26 protein-coding genes and 1 tRNA gene are annotated in these 24777 nt (G+C 72.9%); 15 read left to right on the top strand and 12 right to left on the bottom strand.

The features are described from left to right. Positions 1 to 24 precede the first annotated feature (24 nt). Together DAA34_RS00295 and DAA34_RS00300 are read right to left on the bottom strand one after the other, a co-directional pair. Positions 25 to 1065 carry a hemolysin family protein gene (locus tag DAA34_RS00295; protein ID WP_106817115.1) on the bottom strand — a complete coding sequence of 347 codons (1041 nt, stop codon included), beginning with the start codon at positions 1063 to 1065 and terminating at the stop codon, positions 25 to 27. After that, the gene (locus tag DAA34_RS00300) at positions 1062 to 2390 is read right to left on the bottom strand and encodes a hemolysin family protein (protein WP_106817116.1); all 1329 of its coding nucleotides are present in this window, start codon (positions 2388 to 2390) and stop codon (positions 1062 to 1064) included. The genes DAA34_RS00295 and DAA34_RS00300 overlap by 4 nt, the downstream gene beginning before the upstream one ends. A 91-nt stretch (positions 2391 to 2481) precedes the next feature. On the opposite strand from DAA34_RS00300, the gene DAA34_RS00305 reads away from it, so the two are divergent. From DAA34_RS00305 to DAA34_RS00325, 5 genes are all read left to right on the top strand, one after another. After that, positions 2482 to 3492: an ABC transporter ATP-binding protein gene (locus DAA34_RS00305; protein WP_106817117.1), complete on the top strand. Its 1011-nt coding sequence runs from the start codon at positions 2482 to 2484 to the stop codon at positions 3490 to 3492. Further along, on the top strand, positions 3489 to 4313 hold the full coding sequence (locus DAA34_RS00310) for an ABC transporter permease (protein WP_106817118.1): 825 nt from the start codon (positions 3489 to 3491) through the stop codon (positions 4311 to 4313). The genes DAA34_RS00305 and DAA34_RS00310 overlap by 4 nt, the downstream gene beginning before the upstream one ends. 113 nt (positions 4314 to 4426) lie before the next feature. After that, on the top strand, positions 4427 to 8242 hold the full coding sequence (locus DAA34_RS00315) for a multifunctional oxoglutarate decarboxylase/oxoglutarate dehydrogenase thiamine pyrophosphate-binding subunit/dihydrolipoyllysine-residue succinyltransferase subunit (RefSeq protein WP_106817119.1): 3816 nt from the start codon (positions 4427 to 4429) through the stop codon (positions 8240 to 8242). Continuing rightward, positions 8242 to 8427, top strand: coding sequence for a DUF6104 family protein (locus DAA34_RS00320; RefSeq protein ID WP_106817120.1), 186 nt, complete (start codon positions 8242 to 8244; stop codon positions 8425 to 8427). Before DAA34_RS00315 ends, DAA34_RS00320 begins: the two co-directional genes overlap by 1 nt. Next, positions 8424 to 9113, top strand: coding sequence for a GDSL-type esterase/lipase family protein (locus tag DAA34_RS00325; RefSeq protein ID WP_106817121.1), 690 nt, complete (start codon positions 8424 to 8426; stop codon positions 9111 to 9113). Before DAA34_RS00320 ends, DAA34_RS00325 begins: the two co-directional genes overlap by 4 nt. A 67-nt stretch (positions 9114 to 9180) precedes the next feature. Here DAA34_RS00325 and DAA34_RS00330 read toward each other — a convergent pair whose 3' ends face one another. Further along, positions 9181 to 10341, bottom strand: coding sequence for an NAD(P)-dependent malic enzyme (locus tag DAA34_RS00330; RefSeq protein ID WP_199847380.1), 1161 nt, complete (start codon positions 10339 to 10341; stop codon positions 9181 to 9183). A gap of 120 nt (positions 10342 to 10461) precedes the next feature. Between DAA34_RS00330 and DAA34_RS00335 the strand changes: the two genes are divergently transcribed. From DAA34_RS00335 to DAA34_RS12690, 3 genes are all read left to right on the top strand, one after another. Continuing rightward, positions 10462 to 10815: a S24/S26 family peptidase gene (locus DAA34_RS00335; protein WP_199847381.1), complete on the top strand. Its 354-nt coding sequence runs from the start codon at positions 10462 to 10464 to the stop codon at positions 10813 to 10815. A 38-nt stretch (positions 10816 to 10853) separates the two neighbouring features. Then, positions 10854 to 11252: a superoxide dismutase, Ni gene (sodN, locus tag DAA34_RS00340; protein ID WP_106817123.1), complete on the top strand. Its 399-nt coding sequence runs from the start codon at positions 10854 to 10856 to the stop codon at positions 11250 to 11252. Between the two features lie 606 nt (positions 11253 to 11858). After that, positions 11859 to 11933, top strand: coding sequence for a 50S ribosomal protein bL37 (locus tag DAA34_RS12690; RefSeq protein WP_370670760.1), 75 nt, complete (start codon positions 11859 to 11861; stop codon positions 11931 to 11933). Positions 11934 to 12017: 84 nt separating this feature from the next. Here DAA34_RS12690 and rsrA read toward each other — a convergent pair whose 3' ends face one another. The 3 genes from rsrA to DAA34_RS00355 all read right to left on the bottom strand — a co-directional run bounded on the left by rsrA (position 12018) and on the right by DAA34_RS00355 (position 13868). Further along, positions 12018 to 12287 carry a mycothiol system anti-sigma-R factor gene (gene rsrA / locus DAA34_RS00345; RefSeq protein ID WP_106817124.1) on the bottom strand — a complete coding sequence of 90 codons (270 nt, stop codon included), beginning with the start codon at positions 12285 to 12287 and terminating at the stop codon, positions 12018 to 12020. Continuing rightward, on the bottom strand, positions 12284 to 12940 hold the full coding sequence (locus DAA34_RS00350) for a sigma-70 family RNA polymerase sigma factor (RefSeq protein ID WP_106817125.1): 657 nt from the start codon (positions 12938 to 12940) through the stop codon (positions 12284 to 12286). Before DAA34_RS00350 ends, rsrA begins: the two co-directional genes overlap by 4 nt. Before the next feature lie 115 nt (positions 12941 to 13055). Then, positions 13056 to 13868, bottom strand: coding sequence for an SOS response-associated peptidase (locus DAA34_RS00355; protein WP_106817126.1), 813 nt, complete (start codon positions 13866 to 13868; stop codon positions 13056 to 13058). Between the two features lie 76 nt (positions 13869 to 13944). Here DAA34_RS00355 and DAA34_RS00360 point away from each other — a divergent pair, with 76 nt between their 5' ends. Genes DAA34_RS00360 through hisN form a run of 4 tightly spaced genes read left to right on the top strand, consistent with a single transcriptional unit; the run spans position 13945 to position 17668 of the window. Then, the gene (locus DAA34_RS00360; protein ID WP_234354041.1) at positions 13945 to 14478 is read left to right on the top strand and encodes a DoxX family protein; all 534 of its coding nucleotides are present in this window, start codon (positions 13945 to 13947) and stop codon (positions 14476 to 14478) included. Further along, on the top strand, positions 14465 to 15808 hold the full coding sequence (aroA, locus tag DAA34_RS00365) for a 3-phosphoshikimate 1-carboxyvinyltransferase (protein ID WP_106817127.1): 1344 nt from the start codon (positions 14465 to 14467) through the stop codon (positions 15806 to 15808). The genes DAA34_RS00360 and aroA overlap by 14 nt, the downstream gene beginning before the upstream one ends. Next, the gene (gene rsgA / locus DAA34_RS00370; RefSeq protein WP_199847382.1) at positions 15805 to 16866 is read left to right on the top strand and encodes a ribosome small subunit-dependent GTPase A; all 1062 of its coding nucleotides are present in this window, start codon (positions 15805 to 15807) and stop codon (positions 16864 to 16866) included. The genes aroA and rsgA overlap by 4 nt, the downstream gene beginning before the upstream one ends. A gap of 10 nt (positions 16867 to 16876) precedes the next feature. Beyond that, positions 16877 to 17668, top strand: a complete 792-nt coding sequence (gene hisN, locus DAA34_RS00375; RefSeq protein ID WP_234354042.1) for a histidinol-phosphatase — start codon at positions 16877 to 16879, stop codon at positions 17666 to 17668. Positions 17669 to 17797: 129 nt separating this feature from the next. Here hisN and DAA34_RS00380 read toward each other — a convergent pair whose 3' ends face one another. Genes DAA34_RS00380 through DAA34_RS00395 form a run of 4 tightly spaced genes read right to left on the bottom strand, consistent with a single transcriptional unit; the run spans position 17798 to position 22201 of the window. Further along, complete coding sequence (locus DAA34_RS00380) at positions 17798 to 19177, bottom strand: M16 family metallopeptidase (protein WP_106817129.1); 1380 nt, start codon at positions 19175 to 19177, stop codon at positions 17798 to 17800. Next, positions 19174 to 20463, bottom strand: coding sequence for a M16 family metallopeptidase (locus tag DAA34_RS00385; protein ID WP_106817130.1), 1290 nt, complete (start codon positions 20461 to 20463; stop codon positions 19174 to 19176). The genes DAA34_RS00380 and DAA34_RS00385 overlap by 4 nt, the downstream gene beginning before the upstream one ends. Positions 20464 to 20478: 15 nt before the next feature. Further along, entirely contained in the window at positions 20479 to 21900 is a 1422-nt protein-coding gene (locus DAA34_RS00390) for an NAD(P)/FAD-dependent oxidoreductase (protein WP_199847383.1), read from the bottom strand. 34 nt (positions 21901 to 21934) lie between these two features. Beyond that, the gene (locus DAA34_RS00395) at positions 21935 to 22201 is read right to left on the bottom strand and encodes a metal-sensitive transcriptional regulator (RefSeq protein WP_106817132.1); all 267 of its coding nucleotides are present in this window, start codon (positions 22199 to 22201) and stop codon (positions 21935 to 21937) included. Positions 22202 to 22329: 128 nt separating this feature from the next. Between DAA34_RS00395 and DAA34_RS12775 the strand changes: the two genes are divergently transcribed. Both DAA34_RS12775 and DAA34_RS12780 read left to right on the top strand, forming a co-directional pair. Then, complete coding sequence (locus tag DAA34_RS12775; protein WP_325027402.1) at positions 22330 to 22710, top strand: MBL fold metallo-hydrolase; 381 nt, start codon at positions 22330 to 22332, stop codon at positions 22708 to 22710. Between the two features lie 96 nt (positions 22711 to 22806). Beyond that, positions 22807 to 23538: a rhodanese-like domain-containing protein gene (locus DAA34_RS12780; RefSeq protein WP_325027403.1), complete on the top strand. Its 732-nt coding sequence runs from the start codon at positions 22807 to 22809 to the stop codon at positions 23536 to 23538. A 173-nt stretch (positions 23539 to 23711) separates the two neighbouring features. Here the strand turns inward: DAA34_RS12780 and DAA34_RS00405 are convergent, their stop codons facing one another. Beyond that, positions 23712 to 24182 (bottom strand): EVE domain-containing protein, encoded by a 471-nt coding sequence (locus tag DAA34_RS00405; protein WP_106817133.1) that lies wholly within the window; start codon positions 24180 to 24182, stop codon positions 23712 to 23714. 42 nt (positions 24183 to 24224) lie between these two features. On the opposite strand from DAA34_RS00405, the gene DAA34_RS00410 reads away from it, so the two are divergent. Continuing rightward, positions 24225 to 24551, top strand: coding sequence for a putative quinol monooxygenase (locus DAA34_RS00410; protein WP_106817134.1), 327 nt, complete (start codon positions 24225 to 24227; stop codon positions 24549 to 24551). Between the two features lie 104 nt (positions 24552 to 24655). Here the strand turns inward: DAA34_RS00410 and DAA34_RS00415 are convergent. Beyond that, positions 24656 to 24732 (bottom strand) — tRNA-Met (locus tag DAA34_RS00415). Between the last annotated feature and the right edge of the window lie 45 nt (positions 24733 to 24777).

Below are 24777 nucleotides of genomic sequence, written 5' to 3' on the forward strand. Positions count from 1 at the left end.
CCCGAGGGCCGGGACGAGGGTGGGTCAGCGGGCGCGCTGCGTGGTGTCGCTGACCTCGCCGACGAGCTCCTCGATGACGTCCTCGAGGAAGACGACGCCGCGGGTCTCCCCGTCCTCGCCGACGACCCGGGCCACGTGCCGCCCGCTGTCCTGCATCGTCGCGAGCACCGTCTCGACCTCGTCCTCGCAGCGGACCGTCGCCAGCCGCCGCAGCCGCTTGGCCGGCACCGGCTGCGTGCGCTCCGTCTCGTCGGCGTAGAGGACGTCCTTGAGGTGGAGGTAGCCGAGCAGGGTGCCGGAGGCGTCGGCGACGGGGTACCGGGAGAACCCGTGGCGGGCGACGAGCCGCTCGAGGTCGTCGGGGGTGCAGTCCACGGGGACCGTGACGAGGGCCTCGCGGTCGATGGCGACGTCGGAGGCGAGCTTGTCGCTGAACTCCAGGGCCGCGCCGAGCAGGCCGAACTGGTCCTCCTCGACCAGCCCCTCCCGGACCGACTCCTCGACGATGTGCTGGACCTCCTCGGCGGTGAAGGTCGAGCCCACCTCGTCCTTCGGCTCGACCCCGAAGGCCCGGACGACGAGCTTGCTGATGACGTCCATGGCGCGGATGAGGGGGTGGGTGAGCTTCGAGACGAGCACCAGCGGCGGGACGAGGATCGTCGCCACCCGCTCGGGCGCGGCGATCGCGAGGTTCTTCGGGATCATCTCGCCGACGACGACGTGGAGGTAGACGACGACGAGGATGGCCAGCACGAGGGCGATGGCGTCGGTCATCGCGTCGGACAGGCCCAGGTGGTGCACGACCGGTTCCAGCGCGTGGTGCAGCGCCGCCTCGGAGATCGCACCGAGCAGGACCGAGGACACGGTGATGCCGAGCTGGCAGGTGGCCAGGAGCAGACCCGTCCGGCTCATCGCGTCGAGGGCGATCTGGGCCTTCTTGTCCCCCGCGAGCGCCAGCGGCTCCAGCTGGCTGCGACGGGCGGCCATCGCCGCGAACTCCGCGCCGACGAAGAAGGCGTTGAGCAGCAGGAGGAGGACGGTGACGAGCACGACCCAGAGGCTCATCGCGAGGCCTCCGTCCGGGCGGCGCGGCGGCCGTGCAGCGGGCTCAGCTGGAGGCGCTCGACGCGGCGGGTGTCCATCGCGATGACGCGCAGGCGCCAGCCGTCGACCTCCACCTCGTCCCCGACCCGGGGCACCCGCCCGAGCCGTTCCATGACGAATCCGCCGAGCGTCTCGTACGGCCCGTCCTCGGGGACGGTGACGCCGATCCGCTCGGTCACCTCGTCGGGGCGCCACATCCCCGGCACGGTCCACGACCCGCCGGGCAGCCGCCGCGCGGTCGAGGTCGCCCGGTCGTGCTCGTCGGCGACCTCGCCGACGATCTCCTCGACGAGGTCCTCGAGCGTGACGACGCCGGCCGTGCCGCCGTGCTCGTCGACGACGACCGCGAGCTGCAGGCCCCCGTCGCGCAGCTCGACCAGGAGCGGGTCGAGGCCGAGCGTCTCGGGCACGAAGACCGCGTCGACCATGAGCGCGGACACCGGGACCTCGTCGCGGCGCTCGTGCGGCACGGCGATCGCGCGCTTGACGTGGGCCACGCCGACGACGTCGTCCCAGTCCTCGTCGATGACGGGGAACCGGCTGTGCCCGGTCCGGCGGGCCAGGCGCACGAGGTCGCTCGCCGTCGCGGTGCGCTCGATCGCGGTCGCGCGGGAGCGGGGGGTCATCACGTCGGTGGCGGTCTGGTCGCCGAAGCCGAGGGATCGGGTGACCAGGCGGGCCGTCCCGGAGTCGAGGGTGCCTGCCTCGGCGGAGGTGCGGACGAGGGAGGCGAGCTCCTGGGGGCTGCGGGCGGCCGAGAGCTCCTCCTGCGGCTCGACGCCCACCCGGCGCAGCGCCCAGTTGGCGGACCCGTTGAGGATCGCGATGAGCGGCGTGAAGAGGACGGTGAAGATCCGGGTCGGTGCGTGGACGACCTTCGCCGTGGCCAGCGGCGCCGAGACGGCGAAGGTCTTGGGCACCATCTCGCCGAGCACCATCGACAGCACCGTGGCGAGCAGCATCGACAGGACGGGGGCCGCGGTGTCGATCACCCCGTCCGACAGGCCCGCGGCCGACAGCGGTCCGCGCAGCAGCGCGCCGATGGACGGCGCCGCGATGAAGCCGAGGACCAGGGTCGTCAGGGTGATCCCGACCTGGCAGGCCGACAGCAGCGTCGACAGGCGCCCGAGGGAGCCGAGCACGCCCTTGGCGCCGGCATCCCCCTCGTCCACCGCCTTCTGCACGGAAGACCTGTCGAGCGCGACGAGCGAGAACTCGGCCGCGACGAAGAGCGCCGTCCCGGCCGTGAGCACGAGGGCGAGGAGCAGCAGCAGCCATTCGGTCATGGTGGGCACGAGCGTAGTCGGCGTCGATGTGACGGGAGCGGCCCCGTCCGACAGGATGGGCGCGCCTGGACCGCACGAGCGAAGGGGACGCATGAGCAGCGGCACGAGAGAGCGGGGCACCCGCGTCGAGGTCGACGGCCTGACGAAGAGGTTCGGGTCGTTCACCGCGGTCGACGACCTGTCCTTCTCCGTCGAGCCCGGTCGGGTCACCGGCTTCCTCGGCCCGAACGGCTCCGGCAAGACGACGACGCTGCGGATGATCCTGGGGCTCGTCCGCCCCACCGCGGGGTCCTCGACGATCGGCGGGCAGGCCTACCGCTCGCTGCCGAACCCCCAGCAGGTCGTCGGCGCGGCGCTCGAGGCGACGAGCTTCCACCCCGGCCGGTCCGGGCGCGACCACCTGCGGGTCCTGGCCGCCGCCGGCGGTGTCGAGGACTCCCGGGTCGACGAGCTGCTCGAGCTCACCGGCATCCCCGCCGCCGCCCGCAAGCGCGCCGGCTCGTACTCGATGGGCATGCGGCAGCGGCTCGGTCTGGCCGCCGCCCTGCTCGGCGACCCCGACGTCCTCATCCTCGACGAGCCGGCCAACGGGCTCGACCCGGAGGGCATCCGCTGGCTGCGCGGCTTCCTGCGCCACCTCGCCGACGAGGGGCGGACGGTCCTCGTGAGCAGCCACATGCTCCAGGAGGTCCAGCAGACCGTCGACGACGTCGTCATCATCAGCAACGGCGCGCTCGTCAAGGCGGGGCGGATCGAGGAGCTGAGCGGCGGGCGGCGATCGCTCGTCGCGACCTCCGACCCCGACGCCCCCGCCGGCGCCCCGCGGGTGGCGGACGTCATCGCGACCGCCCAGCCCGACGGCACGCTCATCGCCGACACCGCGGGCCTGCGCCTCGTCGGCGACGTCGCCCACCGCGCCGGGCTGCCGATCTGGCGGCTCGAGGAGCGCGGCACCGACCTCGAGGGCCTGTTCTTCCAGCTCACCGAGGGCCAGAACCGCAACCTCGGCGCGACGGGCGCCGCACACGCCGCCGCGGTCACGCCGCCCGGCCACCCCGGCGCCCAGACCCCGGCCCCGACCCCGAACGGAGAGGCTCGATGATCCCCGCGTTCCGCTCGGAGCTGCGCAAGCTCTTCACGACCCGCCTGTGGTGGATCCTCGCGCTCGTCGCGTTCCTCCTGTCGGCCCTGCTCGCGTTCGCGAACGTGTGGGCGCTCGCCACGCAGGGGTACATCACCCCGGAGGGGAACGCGACCCCCTTCGACCAGGCCCCGGTCGACCTCCAGCAGGAGGCGATCCGTGGCGCGTACCTCTTCCCGACGCGCTTCGTCACCCTCCTGACGATGACGATCGGCGTCGTCCTCATGGGCCAGGAGTACCGCCACAAGACGATCACCGGCACCTTCCTGGCGACGCCGAACCGCTGGGTCGCGATCGCTGCCAAGGCCCTCTCGCTCGTCGTCATCGGCTTCGGGTACGCGCTCGTCTGCCTCCTCGGCGCGGTCGCCGGCGGCGCGCTCATGGCGGCGATCAAGGGCATCTCGGCGAACCCGGGTGCGGACGTCGCACGACCGCTCCTGATGGCCGCGCTCATGCTCACGTGCTGGGCGCTCATCGGGTTCGGCGGTGCGCTGCTCCTGCGCAACCAGATCCTCGCGCTCGTCATCCTCCTGCCGCTCACGCTCATCGGCAGCACGGCGCTCCCGCTGATCCTCCTGGGGTTCGACTGGAGCAATGACCTCGTCCGGTTCCTCCCCAGCTCCGCGAGCGTGCTCATGACCGACCCGGCCGAGGAGACGTTCATGGGCATCGCGCAGGCGAAGACGCTCAGCTGGTGGCAGGCGCTGCTGGTCCTGCTCGGGTGGGCGGGCATCTTCACCGTTCCCGGCGCGATCGTGACCGATCGGCGCGACGTCACCTGAGGGGGAGGGCGCGCGCCAGGTGTGCCGGTTAGGGTGGGAGGGTCCGTCCACCGACCCGTGGACCTGCCGGTGATCCCCGGCAGCACCCGACGAACCGGAAGAGGCGTATCCGCGTGCCCGACCAGCCTGCGAGCCAGAACCCGCTGACGGCCTTCGGACCGAACGAGTGGCTCGTCGACGAGCTGTACGAGCAGTTCAAGCGCGACCGCAACAGCGTCGACAAGGCGTGGTGGGCGTTCTTCGAGGACTACCAGCCGGGCATCTCTCCGCAGCAGGCGTCCCCGCCCCAGCAGGCGTCATCGCCCCAGCAGGCGACGCCGCCGCAGCAGCCGTCCGCCAAGGAGACCGCGGCCACGCCCGCCCTCGCGGGCGACAGCGTCACCGAGGGTCCCGCCCGGTCCGCCTCGTCCGCCGAGACGGCACCGGGATCGACCGCCCCCAAGGCCGCCCCGCGGCGCCCCGAGAAGGACACCGACGGCCCCGGCCGCGGCGCCCCGACCCCCCGGGAGGCCCCGCGCGCGGCCGAGCCCAAGGCCGTCGAGGAGGACACGATCACCCCGATCCGCGGCGCCGCCGCCCGGGTCGTGACGAACATGGACGCCTCGCTGCAGGTGCCGACCGCGACGAGCGTCCGGTCGCTGCCGGCCAAGCTCCTCATCGACAACCGCATCGTCATCAACAACCACCTCAAGCGCTCCCGCGGCGGGAAGGTGTCGTTCACCCACCTCATCGGGTACGCGATGGTCCGCGCCCTCGCCGCGATGCCGGAGATGAACGTCGGCTACCAGACCGACGAGAAGGGCAAGCCCCAGCTCGTCCAGCCGGCCCACGTCAACCTCGGCATCGCCATCGACCTGCAGAAGGACGACGGCTCCCGACAGCTCCTCGTGCCCTCGATCAAGGGCACCGAGACGATGGACTTCTTCCAGTTCTGGACCGCGTACGAGGACGTCGTCAAGAAGGCCCGCAACGGCAAGCTGACGGTCGAGGACTTCAAGGGCACGACCGTCTCGCTGACGAACCCCGGCGGCATCGGCACGGTCCACTCGGTGCCGCGCCTCATGCCCGGGCAGGGCGCCATCATCGGCGTCGGCTCGCTCGACTACCCCGCCGAGTGGCAGGGCGCGAGCCAGGAGATCCTCAACCGCAACGCGGTGAGCAAGATCCTCACGCTCACCTCGACGTACGACCACCGCATCATCCAGGGCGCGCAGTCCGGCGAGTTCCTCAAGACGATGCACCACTTCCTCATCGGCGGGGACGAGTTCTACGACGACGTCTTCCGATCGCTGCGGATCCCCTACGAGCCGATCCGCTGGGTCCAGGACATCTCGACGACCCACGAGGACGACATCAACAAGACCGCGCGGGTGCAGGAGCTCATCCACGCCTACCGCGTCCGCGGCCACCTCATGGCCGACACCGACCCCCTCGAGTACCGCCAGCGCCGTCACAGCGACCTCGACGTGACGAGCCACGGCCTGACGCTGTGGGACCTCGACCGCGAGTTCGCCACCGGCGGCTTCGGGGGCGAGCCGATGCTCCCCCTGCGGAAGATCCTCGGCATCCTGCGCGACTCGTACTGCCGCACGACCGGCGTCGAGTACATGCACATCCAGGACCCCGAGCAGCGCCGATGGATCCAGGAGCGCGTCGAGGTCGGCTACGCCAAGCCGACGACCGACGAGCAGCTGCGGATCCTCCGCCGCCTCAACGCCGCCGAGGCCTTCGAGACCTTCCTCCAGACGAAGTTCGTCGGCCAGAAGCGGTTCTCGCTCGAGGGTGGCGAGTCGACGATCGCCCTGCTCGACCGCGTCCTCTCCCGCGCCGCGCAGGACGGGCTCGACGAGGTCTGCATCGGCATGCCGCACCGCGGACGCCTCAACGTGCTGGCGAACATCGCGGGCAAGTCGTACGCGCAGATCTTCCGCGAGTTCGAGGGCAAGCAGGACCCGCGCTCGGTCCAGGGCTCCGGCGACGTGAAGTACCACCTGGGCACCGAGGGCAAGTTCCTCGCCGAGGACGGCAGCAGCACGAAGGTCTACCTCGCGGCCAACCCGAGCCACCTCGAGGCGGTCAACCCGGTCCTCGAGGGGATCGTGCGGGCCAAGCAGGACCGGCTCAACCACGCCGGCGAGGACTTCCCCGTCCTGCCGATCCTCCTGCACGGGGACGCGGCCTTCGCCGGCCAGGGCGTCGTCGCCGAGACCCTCCAGCAGTCCCAGCTGCGCGGGTACCGGACGGGCGGCACGATCCACGTCGTCGTCAACAACCAGGTCGGCTTCACGACCGCGCCGAGCAACTCGCGCAGCTCGCAGTACTCCACCGACGTCGCGCGGATGATCCAGGCGCCGATCTTTCACGTCAACGGGGACGACCCCGAGGCGTGCGTCCGGGTCGCCGAGCTCGCGTACGAGTTCCGCCAGGCGTTCATGAAGGACGTCGTCATCGACCTCGTCTGCTACCGCCGTCGCGGCCACAACGAGGGAGACGACCCGTCGATGACGCAGCCGATCATGTACGACCTCATCGAGGCCAAGCGCAGCGTCCGCAAGCTCTACACCGAGAGCCTCATCGGTCGCGGCGACATCTCCGAGGAGGACGCCGCGACCGCGCTGAGGGACTACCAGGCGCAGCTCGAGCGGGTCTTCGTCGAGACGAAGGAGGCCCTGGCCGCCGGTGAGGGCGAGGCCCGACCGGACGCCCCTGCGGGCCTGGAGAAGCCGTCGGCGCAGAGCGCGGACGCCCCGCGTCGCGACTCCTCGCAGACGGCCATCAGCGGCGACGACCTCACGTACATCGGCGACGTCTTCACGCAGTGGCCCGAGGGCTTCACGGTCCACCCCAAGCTCAAGCAGGCGCTGGAGAAGCGGGCGAAGAGCGTGCACGAGGGTGGCATCGACTGGGCCACGGGCGAGCTGCTCGCGTTCGGCTCGCTCCTCCTCGAGGGCACGCCGGTGCGGCTGGCCGGTCAGGACAGCCGCCGTGGGACGTTCGTCCAGCGGCACGCGGTCCTCATCGACAAGCACACCGCCGAGGAGTGGACGCCGCTGCTGTACCTCGGTCGCGGCCAGGCCCGGTTCTGGGTCTACGACTCCCTCCTGTCGGAGTTCGCCGCGATGGGCTTCGAGTACGGCTACTCCGTCGAGCGGCCGGACGCGCTCGTGCTGTGGGAGGCGCAGTTCGGCGACTTCTTCAACGGCGCGCAGACGATCATCGACGAGTTCGTCAGCAGCAGCGAGCAGAAGTGGGGCCAGAACAGCTCCGTCGTCCTCCTGCTCCCCCACGGCTACGAGGGCCAGGGGCCGGACCACAGCTCGGCGCGGATCGAGCGCTTCCTCACGCTGTGCGCCGAGAACAACATGACGGTCGCCTTCCCCTCGACGCCGGCGAGCTACTTCCACCTGCTGCGGCGTCAGGCGTACGCCCGGCCGCGTCGTCCGCTCATCGTCTTCACGCCGAAGTCGATGCTGCGGCTGCGGGCCGCGGCGAGCGCGCCGGAGGACTTCACCAGCGGCGGCTTCCGGCCCGTCCTGCCCGATCGCGGCGTCGAGCTCGGCGACGTCGACCGGGTGATCATCGCCTCGGGCAAGGTCGTCTACGACCTCGAGGCCGAGCGCGCGAAGCGGGAGGACACCCGCACGGCGATCATCCGGCTCGAGCAGTACTACCCGCTGCCGGGAGAGGCGATCGCCTCGGAGATCCGCCGCTACCCCGGCGCGGAGGTCGTCGTCGTCCAGGAGGAGCCGGAGAACCAGGGCGGCTGGCCGTTCCTCGCGCTCAACCTGCCGGCGGCGCTCCAGGCGCAGGGCGAGTCCCGGCCGCTGCGCGTCGTCTCCCGCCCGGCGTCGGCCTCGCCGGCGAGCGGGTCGTCGAAGGCGCACGCGGCCGAGCAGAAGGATCTCGTCCAGCGCGCGTTCGAGCGCTGATGTACTTCACCGACCGCGGGATCGAGGAGCTCGCCGACCGGCGCGGCGAGGAGGAGGTCAGCCTTGCGTGGCTGGCCGACCGGCTGCGCGCGTTCGTCGACGAGCACCCCGAGCACGAGGTCCCGGTCGAGCGGCTGGCCTCGTGGCTGGCACGGCTCGACGACGACCTCGGGGAGGACGAGTGACCGAGCAGGACGGGTGGAACCACCCGAGCACCGACGCGGCGGGCAACGCCTTCGTCCCCAGCGCGGAGTTCCACGTCGACGCCGGTGACGGCGCTCGGGACGTCGGTCTCGTCTTCCTCGGCGACGGGCTCACGGTCGGCGTCGGCGACCCGCGCGGTCAGGGCTGGGTGACGCGCGTCGTCGCCCGCAGCCAGGACCCGGCGGTCGCGATCACGCCGTACAACCTCGGGCTGCGGGGCGACACCTCTGGCGGGGTTCTACGGCGTTGGCAGGTCGAGGGCGCGAGCCGGTGGGAGGGTCGGGCCGAGAAGCGGCTCGTCGTGTCCGTCGGCACGGGCGACGCGGTCGAGCGGACGAGCCTGGCCCGGCACCGGCTCAACCTCGCCAACGTCCTCGACGAGGCGAGCAGCCGGGGTATCGCGCCGTTCGTCGTCGGTCCGCCGCCGCCGCTGCAGGAACCGCTGCGAGGTCAGGTCGCGACGCTCTCGGCCGCCCAGGCCGATGTCTGCGACCGCCGGGACGTGCCCTTCGTCGACACGTTCACGCCGCTGGCCGACCACGAGCAGTGGCACGAGGACCTCGCGACCGGCGACGGCCTGCACCCGGGGCAGGCGGGCTACGGCCTCATGGCGTGGCTCGTCCTGCACTCCGGATGGCACGCGTGGCTCGGGGTCTCCCCCGCCTGACCCGTGTGGCCGAGGGCCGGCGGATCCGGCCGAGGGCCCTCGGGGTCCGTACCCGCTGCGCCTTCGATCAGCCCGCGTGGGCGGCGACCGCTGCGGCGACCGCCTCGGCGACGCCCTCCTGGAACACCGGCGGGACGATGAGATCCGGGCGGGGCTCCTCGACGAGGTCGGCGATCGCCTGCGCCGCCGCGAGCTTCATCTCCTCGGTGATCTGCACCCCGCCGGCGTCGAGCGCCCCGCGGAAGATCCCCGGGAAGGCCAGGACGTTGTTGATCTGGTTCGGGTAGTCCGAGCGGCCCGTCGCGACGATCGAGGCGTACTTGTGCGCGATGTCGGGGTGCACCTCCGGCGTCGGGTTCGCCATCGCGAAGATGAAGCACCCGTCCGCCATCGTCGCGACCTCCTCCTCCGGCACCGTCCCGCCGGACAGGCCGAGGTAGACGTCCGCGCCCTGCAGCGCCACGCCCATCTTCCCCGTGAGCCCGCGCGGGTTCGTCGTCCGCGCCAGGCGCTGCTTGTGCTCGACGAGGTCGGCCCGGTCGGCGCTGATGATCCCGCGGGAGTCGCAGACGACGACGTCCCGCAGACCGGCGAGCATGAGCAGCTCGGTCACCGCGACGCCCGCGGCGCCCGCGCCGCCGACGACGACCTTGAGGTCGGACAGCTCGCGCCCGGTCACCCGGCACGCGTTGATCATCGCTGCGAGCGCGACGATCGCCGTCCCGTGCTGGTCGTCGTGGAAGACGGGGATGTCGAGTCGCTCCTTGAGCTTGCGCTCGATGTCGAAGCAGCGCGGCGCCGAGATGTCCTCGAGGTTGACCCCGCCGAAGCTCGGGGCCATCCGCACGACCGCCTCGACGAGGTCGTCGACCGACCCCGACTCGAGGCAGATCGGGATGGCGTCCACCCCGGCGAAGTGCTTGAAGAGCACCGCCTTGCCCTCCATGACCGGCATCGCCGCGAGCGGACCGATGTCTCCCAGCCCCAGCACCGCGGTGCCGTCGCTGACGACCGCGACGGTGTTCTTGCGGGCGGTGTACACGTGGGACAGCTGCGGGTCGGCGGCGATGCCGAGGCACACGTCCGCGACACCCGGGGTGTACAGCAGCGACAGGTCGTCCTTGTCGCGCAGCGGCTTGGTCGCGCGTACCTCGAGCTTGCCACCTTCGTGGGCCGCGAACGCCGGGGCGCTCAGGTCGACGGAGGTCGTGGAGGTGGCATCTGACACGCCCTCGATCCTCCCACATGCCACGGCCGCGTCCCTCAAGGGGGAGCGACCGCGCGGCCCCCTAGCCTGAGGTCGCCCCGCCCGTCCTCGACCGGCCCCGCCCGCGGTGATGGAGGTCCCGTGCCCCGACTCGGTCTCGTGCGCGTCAGCGGCGTCTCGATGGAACCGACGCTGCGCGACGGGGAGGTGCTCCTCGTGCTGTGGGGAGCGCGCCCGAACCCCGGGTCGCTCGTCGTGTGCCAGCTGCCGCCCGACGACGACGGCTGCCCCCGACCGCTGGCCGTCAAACGGCTGACCGGCCCGGCGCCCGGCGAACCGGCAGGCCGCTGGTGGGTCGAGCGGGACAACCCGCGCGTCGGGGTCGATTCCTGGCTCGTCGGATCGCTGCCGACGTCGGCGCTGCGGGCGCGGGTCCTCCTGCGACTGCCTCGCATCACGCCCGGTCATCTTCTGCGGTCGAGATCCCGCCGGTAGGTTGGCAGGGACCGATCCACCCGACGGAAGGACACGACATGCGTTTCCCGTTCCGCCTCACGACCGTCAGCGCCCACTGCGACCTGCCCTGCGGCGTCTACGACCCCGCCCAGGCCCGCATCGAGGCCGAGTCGATCAAGGCCATCTGCAAGAAGGTCGCCGAGAACTCGGACCCGGACTTCCGCGTCCGTGCGACGATCATCAAGGAGCAGCGCAGCCAGCTCGTCAAGGAGCACCTGTGGGTGCTGTGGACGGACTACTTCAAGCCGCCGCACTTCGAGAAGTTCCCCGAGCTGCACACGCTCGTCAACGAGGCGACGAAGCTCGCGGGCGCGGCCGGCACGAAGGGTTCCGCCTTCGACGAGGCCACGGCCGACGAGCTCCTCGCGAAGATCGACGAGATCGCCCGCATCTTCGCGGAGACGAAGAAGGCCTGACGCCTTCCGCTCGCTCGAACGCGGCCCGGGACCCGATGCGGTCCCGGGCCGCGTTCGTCGTCTGGGCCGCGGCACACGCTGGTCGGCGCGGGGGAATCGACCACAGCGCCACTTTCCCCACCCCCAGAGCGCGCCAGCGCGGGAAATCGACCACAGCGCCACTTTCCCCAAGGACGCGCCCGACCGAGGCCTGTGCATGAGCCCCCGACTGCGGGCGCCGGTTCCGTCAGCCTGATCGGGTGAGCGTCCGACCGACCCCCGAACCCGCGCCCGTCCTCAACACCACGCGCCCGTTCACGCCCCGCGACGCCGCCGCGGCCGGGCTCGACCCCAAGCGACTGCGCCGACTGGGCCACTCCCCCGTCCTGCGCGGCGTCTGGATCTCCTCGAGCGTCGTCGTCGACACCCGCGTCCGTGCCCTCGCCACGCTGCTCCTCGCCGGCCCGGACTCGTGGATCCGCGGACGCACCGCCGCCCGGCACTTTCCCCCCACCCCCACGGCTCGCCCGCGCGGGGAGATCGACCACAGCGCCACTTTCCCCTCGCCGGGCGGGGTGCCGTGGCTGTGTCAGAATGGGCCGGTTGACGAACGGCAAGGAGATCCCCATGAGCAAGCGCGCCCGCAAGCGCCGCTCGCGCAAGGGCAAGGCGGCCAACCACGGCCGCAAGCCCAACGCCTGAGCCCCCAGACGCGCGACGGCCGCCCCGACATCCTCGTCGAGGCGGCCGTTCCGCGTCCGGCCACCGATCGGCGGCCTGCCCGGGTCAGTCGCTCCAGCGGACCTCGATGGAGGTGATCCGCTGCAGGATCGTCATCCGCAGCTCCGCCGGGGCCTCCTCGCACTGGCACGAACGCCGTACGAGGTCCTTGATCGCATGGTCGAGGTCGTGCTGCGCCAGGCACGGCGCGCACTGCTCGATGTGCTGGGCGATCCGCAGCGTGTCCTCGGCGGTCATCTCGCCGTCGAGGTACTCGTGGATCCGGTGCAGAGTCTCCGAGCAGTCCGCCGCCTCCCGGCGCTGCGGGGCGCTCACCTCGACCCCTCCACGGACATCCCCCGCTCGCGGGCGTAGTCGGACAGCAGCTCGCGCAGCTGGCGCCGGCCGCGGTGCAGGCGCGACATCACCGTGCCGATCGGGGTGCCCATGATCTCCGCGATCTCCTTGTAGGCGAAGCCCTCGACGTCCGCGAGGTACACCGCCATGCGGAAGTCCTCGGGCAGCTGCTGCAGCGCGCGCTTCACCTCGGTGTCGGGCATGTGGTCGAGCGCCTCGGTCTCAGCCGAGCGCAGGCCGGTCGAGGTGTGCGTCTCCGCCCGGTGCAGCTGGTAGTCCTCGACCTCCGGGGCGTCCGTCTGCTTCGGCTCGCGCTGCTTCTTGCGGTACGTGTTGATGTACGTGTTCGTGAGGATGCGGTACATCCACGCCTTGAGGTTCGTCCCCGGCTTGTACTGGTGGAAGGCCGCGTAGGCCTTCGCGTACGTCTCCTGGACGAGGTCCTCGGCGTCGGTCGGGTTGCGCGTCGTGCGCAGGGCCGCCGAGTACAGCTGGTCGAGCAGGGGCATGGCCTCGCGCTCGAACCGCGCCCGGCGCTCGTCGGTCGACTCACGCTCGACGTCGACGGTCGCGTCCGCGAGGGCGACCGGGTCGAGCGCGTCGGCAGCGGGGGCCTGGGAGTGGTTGCTCATCGTCGACCAGCGTAGCCCGGCGGGCTGGGACGGAGCCGTGAGGAGAGCGGGCACGCCGGGGGCAACGCGCCGATCGCGCCGCCCATTCCCCCGCCCGGGTGAGGGCGCCCCGGGGTCACGCCGGGTTCGGCCCCTCGCGCGGGACGAGCAGCCCGGGGCCGTTGCTCTGCACCCGACCGACCGCGTCCCCGACCGGCGTCGCGACGAAGCGCCCGACCTCGTTCCCGGCCAGCAGCGCCTCGACGTCAGCCGTACCCGTCACGGCCGGGTCGAGCCACGTGTCCCAGCGGTCCGGGTCGAGGACGACCGGCTGCCGGTCGTGGATGGGCGCGAGCTCCGGCTCGGCCGCCGTCGTGACGATGGAGAACGTCGAGATCCATGCCGCCGGGTCGGCGGCATCGGCGACGGCCTCGTCCCGCCAGAACTCGTAGATCCCGGCCATCGCCATCGGGACGTCGTCGCGTCGGGTGATGAGGTGGGGCAGCTTCCTGCCCTTCGGGATCCCCCACACCGGGTCGGGGTCCTTCTGCCACTCGAACCAGCCGTCGGCGGGCACGAGGCAGCGGCGCGACCGGATGGCCGCTCGGAAGGCGGGCTTGGTGAGCACCGACTCGGCGCGCGCGTTGATCATCCGCACCCCCGCCCGGACGTCGGTGCTCCACGGCGGCAGCAACCCCCACGTGAGCAGCCGCAGCTGCCGCACCGGGTCGGCGGGCGTGTCGTCGCCGTCCTGCGCACCGCGCGGCGCCCGCTCGAGGACGACCCGGGCCTGCTTCGTCGGCGCCAGGTTGTGGTCCGCCCGCCCCGGCGCCGGCTCCTGCCGTCCGCCGAGCACCCCCGCGTCCGCCTCGCCCGTCGCGTCGAGCTCGACGTCGAAGGCCTCGATGATCGCGTGCGAGTCGGCGCTCGAGGCGTAACGGCCGCACATGCCCGGCAGCGTAGGCCGTCGGCGCACTACGGTGGTTAGGTACGCCCGCACCGACCGCCCACGGAGGCCGAGAAGCATGATCCGCCGAATCGCCCGCCCGATGCTCGCCGCGCCGTTCATCGCCGACGGCATCGAGATGATCCGTCGCCCGCAGTCGCGCGCCGACGTGGCCCGCCCGCTCGTCGCCCGCTACGCCGGCAAGGCCGGGATCCCGAACGACCCGGAGCTGCTCGTGCGCGCCAACGGTGCCGCGATGGTCGCCGGCGGCGCCCTCCTGGCGGCCGGCCGCTTCCCACGCCTGGCCTCGCTCGTCCTGTCGGCCGCGGTCGTCCCCCAGGTCGCCCTCAACGACTTCTGGAACGAGACGCACGCCCCGGCGCGCACCGCGCAGCGGGGCAAGCTCCTGAAGAACGTCGGTCTGCTCGGCGGTCTCCTGCTCTCCTCGGTCGATACCGCCGGCAAGCCGGGCCTGGTCTACCGCGCGGGCATGGCGAGCGACTCCGTGAGCCGCGGGCTCGAGTCGACCCGCCGCGAGGCGAAGCACACCGCCCGGGAGGCGAAGCTCGAGACGAAGCTGGCCGCGCTCCGCGCGAAGAATGCCCTCGGCTGACTGGCCGGCCCCGGCAGCGCGCGGCCCGGTCTCGGCGACCGTCGCGCTGCCGGGGAGCAAGTCCCTGACGAACCGGTACCTCGTCCTGGCGGCCCTCGCCGACGACCGGTCCGTCCTGCGCCGCCCCCTGCGTAGCCGCGACACCCTCCTCATGGCCGACGCGCTGCGCGCCCTCGGGGCGACGATCACCGACGTCCCGGACGGCGCGGGTGAGCCGGCGTGGCGCGTCGACCCGGCGCCGGTGCTCAGCGGCGGGGTCGAGGTCGACTGCGGCCTGGCCGGCACGGTGATGCGCTTCGTCACCCCGCTCGCCGCGCTCGCCGACGGGCCCGTCCGGCTCGACGGCGACCCCCACGCCCGCCGCCGCCCGATGGCCGCGGTCCTGCACGCGCTGCGCGCGCTCGGCGTGCGGATCGAGGAGCAGGGCGAGCCGGGCTGCCTGCCCGTCGTCGTCCACGGCACCGGCAGCGTGCGCGGCGGGGAGGTCGTCGTCGACGCCTCCGCGTCCTCGCAGTTCGTCTCGGCGCTGCTGCTCGCCGGGCCCCGGTTCGACGAGGGCGTCACGGTCGTCCACGACGGCGCGCCCCTGCCGAGCGCCCCGCACGTCGAGATGACGGTCGAGACCCTCCGGGACGCCGGCGCCGTCGTCGAGGACGCCGAGCCGGACCGGTGGCGGGTCGAGCCCGGGCCCCTACGGGGGCTCGAGGTGACCGTCGAGCCCGACCTGTCGAACGCCGGCGCCTTCCTCGCCGCGCCGCTGGTCACCGAGGGCCGGGTCACCGTTCCCGACTGGCCCCGCCACACCACCCAGGCCGGGGACGTCCTGCGCCCGGTCCTCGAGGGCTTCGGCGCGAGCGTCGAGCTCGACCGGGCGGGGCTCACCGTCACCGCACCGCCGAGCGGGCCGTCCGGTCACCCGAGCCTGTGCGGGATCGACGTCGACCTGCACGAGGCGAGCGAGCTGACCCCCGTCGTCGCGGCCCTGTGCGCCTTGGCCGACGGGCCGAGCAGGATCCGCGGGGTCGCCCACATCCGCGGCCACGAGACCGACCGGCTCGCCGCCCTCACCCGTGAGCTCTCGGCGATCGGCGCCGACGTCACCGAGACCGAGGACGGCCTCGCATTCTCCCCCGTCGACCGGCGCAGCCTCCGGCCGACGACCTTCCACACGTACGCCGACCACCGGATGGTCATGGCGGCCGCCGTCGTCGGGCTGGCCGTGCCGGGGGTCGTCGTCGAGGACGTCGCGACCGTGGGCAAGACGCTCCCGACGTTCACGACGATGTGGGAGGCGATGCTCGTCGGCGACCCGGACCGGACCCGCGCGTGAGTCGCTACGACGCCTGGGACGAGTCGGCCGCGAAGGTCCGGCCCGGGCGACGCGGCTCCCGCCCCCGGACGAAGGACCGCCCCAAGCACGAGGACGCGGTGCCCGCCGTCGTCACCGGGGTCGATCGCGGCCGGTGGACGACGCTCCTGCTCGAGGGGTCGGAGGGTTCGGCGCCGCTCGCCTCCCGCGCGCGGCCCCACGGCACGGTCGTCGTCGCGATGCGAGCGCGGGAGCTGGGCCGCAAGGGCATCGTCGTCGGGGACGTCGTCGGGCTCGTCGGGGACGTCAGCGGTGCGCCGGACACCCTCGCCCGGATCGTCCGGGTCCACGACCGGAGCACGATGCTGCGCCGGACGGCCGACGACACCGACCCCGTCGAGCGGCCGATCGTCGCCAACGCCGACCAGCTCGTCGTCGTCAGCGCCCTGGCCGACCCCGCCCCGAGCCCCGGGCTCATCGACCGCTGCCTCGTCGCCGCGTACGACGCGGGGATGGACCCGCTCCTCGTCCTCACGAAGGCCGACCTCACCGACCCCGAGCCGTTCCTGCGCGACTACGCCCCGCTGCAGGTGCCGCACGTCGTGACGAGCACCGGCGCGAAGGGGGATGAGCCGTTCGTCGGGCTCGAGGACGTCCGCGCCCGGCTCACCGGCCGGATCAGCGTCCTCGTCGGGCACTCGGGCGTCGGCAAGTCCACGCTCGTCAACGCCCTCGTCCCCGGCACCGACCGGGCGACGGGTCACGTCAACGCGGTCACGGGGCGAGGGCGGCACACGTCGACGTCCGCGGTCGCCCTGCCGCTGCCCGACGGGGGCTGGGTCATCGACACCCCCGGCGTGCGCTCGTTCGGGCTCGCGCACGTCGACCCCGAGCGGCTGCTCAGCGCCTTCCCGGACCTCGTCGGCGGCGCGGACGCCTGCCCGCGGGGCTGCACCCACGACGAGCCCGAGTGCGGTCTTCCCGCGTGGGTCGCTGCCGGGCGGGCCGGGTCGTCGGGTCCGGCGCGCCTGGAGTCCTTCCACCGTCTCCTGCGGTCCCGGGAGGCCGAGCAGCGGTAGCGTCACCGCCGTGACGCGCTACGACGACGACCTCCGCCTGGCCCACGTGCTCGCCGACGCGGCCGAACGGACGAGCATGGACCGCTTCCACGCCGAGGACCTGCGCGTCGAGACCAAGCCCGACATGACGCTCGTGAGCGACGCCGACCGCGCCACCGAGCAGGTCATCCGCGCCCAGCTCGGGCGCACCCGCCCCCGCGACACCGTCCGGGGCGAGGAGCTCGAGACGACGACCGGGCACGGCACCCGCTCGTGGATCGTCGACCCGATCGACGGCACGCACAACTACGTCCGCGGCGTGCCCGTCTGGGCGACCCTCATCGCCCTCGTCGACGACGGCGAGCCGGTCGTCGGGTGCGTCTCGGCACCGGCGCTCGGCCGTCGCTGGTGGGCCGCGAAGGGGTCGGGCGCGTGGACGGGCCGCAGCCTGAGCCAGGCCCGCCGGATCCACGTCAGCGGCGTGACGGTCCTGGAGGATGCGTCCTTCTCGTACAGCTCCCTCGACTCGTGGCGGCAGGCCAGGCGCGGGCGGGGCTTCCTCGAGCTCGTCTCGCAGGTGTGGCGGGACCGGGCGTTCGGCGACTTCTGGTCGTACATGCTCGTGGCCGAGGGCGCGGTCGACATCGCCGCCGAGCCCGAGCTCGCCCTGCACGACATGGCCGCGCTCGCCCCGATCGTCACCGAGGCCGGCGGCCGGTTCACCTCCCTGTCGGGCGAGGACGGGCCGTTCGGACCGAACGCGATCGCGACGAACGGGCACCTGCACGACGTCGCGCGCGGCTACCTCGACACCCGCGACTGACCCGCGCGGCCGGGCGCCTTCCCCCTTCGCGCTCAGCGAATCGACTCGTGGTCACCGGATCCGGTGACCACGAGTCGATTCGGGCGGCGCGAGCGCCGGGACGGCCGGGCGTGAGGCAGCGGCCGGGCGTCAGGCGGGGACGACCGTGACCTCGCCGCGGCCGAGCTCGCGCAGGCCGTCGACGATCGAGGCCGCGTCCCCGACGACGACGAGCGTCCACTCGCCGGTGATCCACTCCCGCCACGCGGCGTCGAGCGCGTCCGGGGTGAGCTCGGTGACCTCGGTGACGGTCCGGGTGGGGAAGTCGAGCGGCAGCTCCGTGAGGAGGAGGTCCGCGACCTCGTCGGCGACCGCGTCCGCCGTCGCGTACCGGGCCGGCGCGGTGCGGGCGACGTAGTCCCGACCCTCGCGGGCCTCGTCCTGGCTGAACCCCTCGCGGGCGTCCTCGAGGATGCCCAGCAGGAGGCGGACCGCGTCGACCGTGGAGTCGGCGCGCACCGACCCGCGGGTGACGAAGCCGCCGTCGACGCTCCAGCTGTGGAAGCCCGCGCGGATGCCGTACGTGTACCCCTTGTCCTCGCGCAGGACCGCGTCGATCCGGGCGCTCGGCGACCCGCCGACGAGGTAGTCCAGGACGGGGAAGGGCGCCCACGAGTCGACCGTCCGGCGGTTCGGGCCCGGGCAGCTGACCAGCAGCTCGCTCTGCACCGACCCGGGACGGTCGACGACGACGGTCCGCACCCGGTCGGCGCGGCGCTGCGGGGCCACCGGCTCCGGGACGGGGGCGCTCGGCGTCTGCTGCCACGCTCCGACGGAGGCCGACAGCAGCGCCGCGGCGTCGACCGAGGACAGGTCGCCGGCCACGACGACGTGCCCGAGGGACGGGTCGAGCCGGGCGTGGTGGGCCACGACGGCGGCGCGGTCGATCGCGGCGACGGTCTCCGCGGTGCCACCGAGCGGCCGGGCCGCCCGGGAGGCGTCGACGAACTCCGTGCGGGCCAGCTCGATCGAGGCGCGGGAGGCGGCGACGGCGTGCTGCTGCTCGATCTCCGCCAGGCGCGTGCGCACCAGGCGGGTGACGTCCTCCGTCTCGAACGCCGGCTCCCGGAGGGCCTCGGCGAGCAGGTCGAGGGCCGGGCCCAGACGGCGGGCGGGGACGTCGAGCGTGACGACGACGCCCGCCCCCCGCTGGCCGGCACCCATCGCGGCTCCCGTGCGCTCGAGCAGCGCGGCGAACTGCTCCGCGGGGTGGCTCACCGTGCCCTCGTCGAGCAGCGCGGTGGTGATCGCCCCGACGCCCTCGACCTCGCGCGGCTCGGCCGTGATCGGCAGCGGGAGGACGACCGCGACGGAGACGACGTGCTGGCCGGGGACGTCGACGAGGTGGCACCCCATCCCGTTCGGGAGGGTGCTCGACGTCGGGGTCGCCAGGGCCCACGGCCCCGGCGGGGTCACCTCGGGGCGGGGCAGCCCGCCGGGCAGGGTGCTGCCGTCGGTCGTCGTGGTCATGCGACCTCCTCGGTCGGCGCGTCGGTCGCGAGGTAGCGGACGGTGGCGCGGTTGGCGCCCCGCAGCCAGCGGTCGGCGGCGGCGCGGATGGCGTCCGGCCCGACCGCAAGGACGCGGTCGAGGTGGTGGTTGACGAACTGCGGGTCGTCGTGGAGCAGCACGTGCTGGCTGATCTGGTCGGCGCGCTCGTCCTGGTCGGCCAGGCTGGACAGCCACGACCGCTCGCACTGCGCGCGCAGCGCCTCGAGCTGCTCGGGGTCCGGGCCTGCGTCGGCGAAGGCCTCGAGCTCGGCGACGAGGAGCTCCTCGACCCGCTCGGGGTCCTCCCCCTCGGCGACGTCGACGACGACGAGGCCGAGCGAGACCCCGTCGACGAACCCCATCGCGCTCACCGACACGGCGTTGGCGACCCGTTCCCCGCGCACCAGCCGCTGCTCCAGCCGCGAGGTCGTCAGCCCGCCGAGCAGGTCGATCGCCAGGCTGCTCGCGAGGAACTCGTCCGTGCCGTCGACCGGCAGCCGGAAGCCGATGTACAGCCGGTCGTTCGGCACCTCTTCCCGGCGGTCGATGCGCACCGGTGCCTGCAGCGGAGGCAGCGCCTCGACCAGCGGGCGGGGCGGCTGGGCGCTCGTGTCGATGTCCCCGAAGTACCGCTCGACGAGCTCGAACCCGCGCTCCGCGGTGACGTCGCCGCACAGCGTGAGGACGGTGTTGTCCGGGGCGTAGTAGCGGCGGAAGAAGTCGTGGACGTCCTCGAGCGAGGCTGCGTCGAGGTCGGCCATCGACCCGATCGCCGGGTGGTGGTAGGGGTGCCCCTCGGGGAAGACCGCGGCGTAGACGTCGATGAGCGCGGTGCCGTACGGCTGGTTGTCGTACCGCTGCCGCTTCTCCTCCTTGACGACGTCGCGCTGGTTGTCGAGGTTCTCCTGCGTCACCGCGTCGAGCAGGTGCCCGTGCCGGTCGGCCTCGAGCCACAGGGCGAGCTCGAGCGCCCCGGTCGGGACCGTCTCGAAGTAGTTCGTCCGGTCGAACCACGTCGTCGCGTTGAGCTGCGCTCCGGCGGCCATGAGGCGCTCGAAGTGCTCGCCGCTGGCGACGTTGCGCGACCCCTGGAACATGAGGTGCTCGAAGAGGTGGGCGAAGCCGGTGCGGCCGGCGACCTCGTGCCGCGACCCGACGCCGACCCAGATGTTGACGGTCACCGTCGGGACCCGGTGGTCGGGCTGGACGACGACCCGCAGGCCGTTGTCGAGCGTGCGCGTGGCGATCTCGAAGTCGAGCGGCATGCGCTCGACCCTATGTCAGCCAGCGGCGCGCTCCTGCCCGCGGTCGTCGCCGCCCTCCTCCAGCTCCCCGCGGTCGCCGGGCACGCGTGGCAGGGAGGGGTAGGCCTCGGCCCGACCGAGCCGGTGGATGAGGTTGCGCGCGAACACCTGCTGCTCGGTGACGACCCGCTCGGTCCGGCCGCGCCCGACGAAGCTGATCGCCCAGTGCAGGAGCGTGGTCACGCGGGTCTTGAAGCCGATGAGGTAGAGCAGGTGGACGCCGAGCCAGAGCAGCCACGCGACCAACCCGCTGAAGCGGACCTTCCCGATGCTCGCGACCGCGCTGAACCGGGAGATCGTCGCCATCGAGCCCTTGTCGAAGTACGAGAACGGCTCGCTGCGGGCGCCACCGGCCGCGCGGGCCTCGATCGCCTTGGCCGCGTGCTGGGCGCCCTGGATGGCGACCTGCGCGACGCCGGGGAGCTTGTCGAGAGCCATGAGGTCGCCGACGACGTAGACCTCGGGGTGGCCGGGGAGGGTGAGGTCGGGCGCGACCTCGACCCGGCCGGCGCGGTCGGTCTTCGCGCCGGACTGCTCGGCGAGCATCCTGCCGAGCGGGGAGGCCTGGACCCCGGCGGCCCACACCTTCGTCAGCGCCTCGATCCGCGTCTCGTTGCCGTCGCGGTCCTTCGTCGTCAGGCCGGTGGCATCGAGGTCGACGACCATCTCGCCGAGCCGGACCTCGACCCCCATCTTCTCGAGCTGGCGGCGCGCCTTCCCGCCGAGCTTCTGACCGAAGCTCGGGAGCACCTGGTCGGCGCCGTCGAGGAGGACGATCCGCGCCTTGCGCGGGTCGATGCGGCGGAAGTCGTGCTGGAGGGTGCGGTGGGCGAGCTCGGCGATCTGCCCGGCCATCTCGACACCGGTCGGGCCCGCGCCGACGACGACGAAGGTCAGGAGCCGCTCGATCTCGGCGGGCGTCGAGGCGAGCTCGGCCAGCTCGAACGCGCCGAAGATCCGGCCGCGCAGCTCGAGGGCGTCGTCGATCGACTTCATGCCCGGCGCGTGCTGGGCGAAGTGGTCGTTGCCGAAGTACGACTGACCGGCGCCGGCGGCGACGAGGAGCGAGTCGTACTCCGTGACCGTGGTCCGGCCGAGGATCTCGGAGGTGACCGTACGGGCGGAGAGGTCGATGTCGGTGACCTCACCGGCGATGGCGCGGACGTTCTTCTGCCGGGCGAGGATCTCGCGGGTCGTCGGGGCGATCGCGCCCTCGGACAGGATGCCCGTGGCCACCTGGTACAGCAACGGCTGGAAGAGGTGGTGGGTCGTGCGGGAGATCAGCGTGATGTCGACATCGGCGTCCTTGAGCGCCTGCGCGCCGAAGAGACCGCCGAAGCCGGAGCCGATGATGACGACGCGGTGACGGGGGGACGTGGGCGCAGTGGCGACAGTCACGCCCCCGAGTCTGCCGCACACCCCCGCCCCCTTGTCACGACAGGGTGAGGAAGAGCTTCTCCATCGTCGCCCGGTCCTCGTCGGTGAGGCCGTCGGGCGAGCTGGCGCACTCCCGCATGCCGGAGGAGACGATGGCGAAGCCGGCCCGGTCGAGCGCGCGCTTGACCGCGGCGAGCTGGGTGACGACGTCCTTGCAGTCGCGCCCCTCCTCGATGAGGCGGATGACGCCACCGAGCTGGCCCTGGGCGCGACGCAGGCGATGGACGACGGGGGTCATGTCGTCGCTGTTGAGGGTGACCATGCGCGCTCCTGGGGATCGGACCGGGCCGTTCCCGGTCGACTTGACCACTATACCCCAGGGGGTATTGGTGTTGGCGACGTCAGATACCCCCCAGGGTATCTACCCCACTTCCGGAGGAGCACCTGCCGATGACCACCCACCAGCCTGCGGCGACGCCCGTCGTCGAGACGATCGAGACCCCGAGCCTCGGCGACCGCAGATACCTGGCCCACGACGGCTCGGTCGCGCTCGTCATCGACCCGCAGCGCGACATCGACCGCGTCCTGGCCGTGGCGCAGGAGGCGGGCGTGCGGATCACGCACGTCTTCGAGACCCACATCCACAACGACTACGTCACCGGCGGGCTCGCCCTCGCCGAGGCGACGGGCGCGCGCTACCACGTCAACGCCCAGGACGAGGTGGCCTTCGACCGGGTGCCGGTCGAGGACGGCGAGGTCGTCGAGATCTCCCCGCGGATGCGCGTGCGGGTGCTCGCCACCCCCGGCCACACCTTCACCCACCTCTCGTAGGTTCTCCCCACGCACGGCTTCGGGTCGTTCTGCTCGTCGGGGTCGACCGGGGGTGCGGACGAGTCGACGATCGGGCGCGAGCGTTCGGTCAACCCCGTGCTCACCGAGGCCGAGGAGCGCTGGGTCGCCGACACCCTCGCCGGGCTCGACGTCCATCCCGCGTACTACGTCCACATGGCGCCGACCAACAGCGCGGGCCCCGCCGCGCCCGACCTCGAGCTGCCGGAGCAGGCCGACCGGGACACCCTCGCGCGGCGGGTCGCCGACGGGGAGTGGGTCGTCGACCTGCGCAACCGGACGGCCTTCGCTGCGGGGCACGTCTCCGGCACGCTGAACTTCGGGCTCGACGGCCAGTTCTCGACCTACCTGGGGTGGCTCATCCCGTGGGGGACGCCGCTGACGCTGCTCGGCGAGAGCGAGGAACAGGTGGCGCAGGCCCAGCGCGAGCTCGTGCGCATCGGCATCGACGAGCTGGCCGGCGCCGCGACGGGCGGGCCGGAGGGCTGGAGCACGACGGCGCTCGGGTCGTTCGAGCGGGCGACCTTCGGGGACCTCGCCCAGGTCCGTCACCACCGCGACGTCCGCGTCCTCGACGTGCGCCGCGCCTCGGAGTTCGACGCCGAGCACGTCACGGACGCGGTCAACGTCCCGCTGCACGAGCTGCTCGAGCGGATCGCCGAGGTGCCGCAGGGCGAGGTGTGGGTGCACTGCCAGAGCGGGTACCGCGCCTCGATCGCCGCCTCCGTCCTCGCCGCCCACGGCCGCCACGTCGTCGCCGTCGACGACCAGTTCGCCCGCGCCGGCGAGGCCGGCCTCACCACGTCCTGATCCCCCGCCCCCACCCCGAGGGAGAACCACCATGTGCCGACCCGCCACCTGCAAGACCTGCGGAAAGACGACCTGGGCCGGCTGCGGCCAGCACGTCGACCAGGTCATGAAGAACGTCCCGCCGGCCCAGCGCTGACCCGTCCCCACCTCCGCCGAGATACCCGAATCGGTCGTTATTCGAGCCCGATAGGCGCCGTCTTGCGTATCTCGGCGGAGGTCTGGCGGAGGGCCGCGAGCTGATGGCGGTCGACCCACGAGGGGTTGCTGCCGAACGGCGCGCGCAGCACCTCGAGCCCGGCCAGGCGCGGGTCGGCGCGCAGGGTCGTCCGCAGGATCGGCTCGGCCAAGGCGGTGACGGCGATCGGCAGCGTGGCTGTGCGGGCCCCCGGCTCGGGCGGGACGACCGGCCCGGTGACGGTGCCGGTCGCCCAGATCCCCGGCGGGCATGCCCTCGACCCGCCACTCACCCAGAGGAGCACCGGCTGCCCGGGGCGGACGAGGCGCAGGCGGTAGCCGGGCCGGACGCACCGCTCCGTCAGCGCCGCGAGCGCGGTGCCGGGGTCGTCGCCGAGGTCGGTCACCCGCGGGTTGACCTTGAGCAGCCACGCCCCGAGGCGGTCGGCGGTCACGGCAGGGGTCGGCACGTCCCCCATCCTCCCGGCGGCCGGGCTCCTACGCTCGGGGGCATGATCCTCATCACCGTGAAGTTCCCCATCCGCCCCGACCGGATGACCCAGTGGGAGGCGCTGTCCGCCGACTACGCCGCCGCCGTCTCCGCCGAGCCCGGTTGCGTCTTCTTCGAGTTCTCCCGCAGCGTCGCCGACCCGAACGAGTTCGTCTGCATCGAGGGCTTCCGCGACCAGGCCGCCGGCGAGGAGCACATGCAGCAGCCGCACGTCACGCGGTTCATGGCGGAGATGCCGGACATCGTCGCGACGCAGCCGCAGATCATCTACGTCGACGCACCGGACGTCGACGGCTTCGGCCCGATGGGCGAGATCCAGCCCCGCTGACGTGACCCGCCTCGGACGGCGCCGGTCGCCGGGGACCCGAGAACGGCGAAGCGCCGGACCCTTGGTCAAGGATCCGGCGCTTCGGTCGTGCCTCTGCGGCACCGTGGTAGCGGGGGCAGGATTTGAACCTGCGACCTCCGGGTTATGAGCCCGGCGAGCTACCGAGCTGCTCCACCCCGCGTCGGTATGAGTGAACGATAGGTGAACGGCCCCGGCCGGCGCAAAT

The organism is Janibacter massiliensis, from assembly GCF_900289115.1.
Taxonomy (GTDB): domain Bacteria; phylum Actinomycetota; class Actinomycetes; order Actinomycetales; family Dermatophilaceae; genus Janibacter_A; species Janibacter_A massiliensis.